This is a genomic window from Sulfuricurvum sp. MLSB (assembly GCF_000747095.1).
GTDB lineage: Bacteria > Campylobacterota > Campylobacteria > Campylobacterales > Sulfurimonadaceae > Sulfuricurvum.
Genome location: NZ_JQGL01000147.1, coordinates 1 through 1,222, shown reverse-complemented (window position 1 = coordinate 1,222; position 1,222 = coordinate 1). Strand labels below are relative to the sequence as shown.

General features: G+C 31.1%; 2 protein-coding genes. Both read right to left on the bottom strand.

Annotation, left to right across the window (positions count from 1 at the left end; all coding sequences use genetic code 11):
* Nucleotides 1-134: 134 nt before the first annotated feature.
* Nucleotides 135-854 carry an HNH endonuclease gene (locus JU82_RS11305; protein WP_037950827.1) on the bottom strand — a complete coding sequence of 240 codons (720 nt, stop codon included), beginning with the start codon at nucleotides 852-854 and terminating at the stop codon, nucleotides 135-137.
* Nucleotides 851-1,120: a hypothetical protein gene (locus tag JU82_RS11300; RefSeq protein WP_037950824.1), complete on the bottom strand. Its 270-nt coding sequence runs from the start codon at nucleotides 1,118-1,120 to the stop codon at nucleotides 851-853. Before JU82_RS11300 ends, JU82_RS11305 begins: the two co-directional genes overlap by 4 nt.
* Nucleotides 1,121-1,222 lie beyond the last annotated feature (102 nt).

Sequence of the window (1,222 nt, the reverse complement as noted above, 5' to 3'; positions counted from 1 at the left end):
GTTGCCCACGACCCACACCTTAGCGTACTCGGGTTTCAAAACCGTTTCCGCCGTGTTGTGTTTAGTGAAGTTTGAAAAATATCGTTTTGTTTCTTTATTCTGAAACACTTTAATTTTAATCATCGCATTACTCCTTATCGTGGGTACACTTCATTCCCTTTTCCTCTCTTTAACTCAATGATTTTTTCTTTCCATTCACAGAATTTAATAACAGTTTCTTTGTCAGTTTCTTTTGTGCCATGCAATTCATTGCCAACCATGATACCCGCAATAGACCTTGATACTTTATAAAGATTGTCTTTCCTAAAATTAGTTTTATCATTATCTAAGAAGATAATTAAGTCGCTAATATCAAGTTTTACATTGTGATATTTTTCGTATAAATATCTATGTTTTGGCACATAATTATTATGCCCTAATTTAATGTAAGGGACATCTTCGCCTCTCTCAATTTCTTCACCTATTTCTCTTGTTGTATAACCTCTAACTTTAATCCACCCTTTTTTTAAATTACTTATATTTCTTGTAGGGTTTCCTATGTTCAAACCATGTTTTGTATTCAAATCTCTTAATTTACCAAGCGTAAGATTGAGGTTAAACTTCTTATTAAACTCATCGCATAATTCTTGCCTTGTTCCATATTTTCCGTTCTGCATAAACTCAAACATTTCTTTTGAGTACGTTACTTTATCGGTGTTTAATGACAATTTATACCTGTAATTTAATTGGTTTAAGTAAGCAATAGATATAGAGATATTAAAGTTATTATTCAATGCGTTCAGGAGTTCTTTTCTTGTTGTATAATTACTATTGTTTTCTTTTAACCAAGCAACAATATCTTTAGTTAGTATCATTTTAATTTTTGCTCTTGCAATTTAATGTTGTCTTTCATGATGTTGTTTCGTTCATTTCTTATATCATACATTGTTATGCGTAGTTCTAAATCTCTCATCTTATAATCAATTTCTTGTTGCTTTATAATAGACAACACGTGATTATTTTTTAATTGACTAACTTTTAAAATGTGAGGGTTTCTTTTAATTTCATCATCAGTCAACCCATTTAATTTTTCTATCTCTTTAACACTTGTTTCATATACCATTTCTTTATAGTTCATCATTTCTTCCTCCTTAAACTAATCCAAATACACAACGCACACGCCACGATCACGGCAAGTGCCATACATACGGCGAATAGAATGGGGGTGTCTATGAGATTAAGA